The sequence below is a fragment of the Mesorhizobium sp. M2E.F.Ca.ET.209.01.1.1 genome (assembly GCF_004010375.2).
Classification (GTDB): domain Bacteria; phylum Pseudomonadota; class Alphaproteobacteria; order Rhizobiales; family Rhizobiaceae; genus Mesorhizobium.
Genome location: NZ_SADP02001101.1, coordinates 1 through 295 on the forward strand (window position 1 = coordinate 1; position 295 = coordinate 295).

The 295-nt window shown below is 65.8% G+C and carries 1 protein-coding gene; it reads left to right on the forward strand.

The window, feature by feature from the left end; translation table 11 throughout:
- Nucleotides 1-230: hypothetical protein (locus EN852_RS39285; protein ID WP_135879941.1), on the forward strand; the 230-nt coding region annotated here is incomplete at its 5' end.
- Nucleotides 231-295 lie beyond the last annotated feature (65 nt).

Genomic DNA, 295 nt, shown 5'->3' on the forward strand with positions numbered 1-295 from the left:
CCCGCAACGAGATCATTTCCGTGCTTGGCCCGGTCGACGAGGCTGTGATCGCCGACATCGCGCTCACCGGCGCCAGCCTCGAGGAGCTGCGCGAGGCTTTCGCCTGGATCGGCGCCGACGAGGCGCTGATCAACGAGGGCCGTGCGATGCCCAGCGCCAGGGTGACGAAGCTGATCGATATCCTCGAGCCGCCCGAAGACGTTCCGCAGGTGCCGGGTGGGATGGAGTAGGGCCTCTCCTTCTCTTCCTCCTGGTAGGTGCTTCTCCCTACTTGCCCCTGCGACATTTCCCGGCA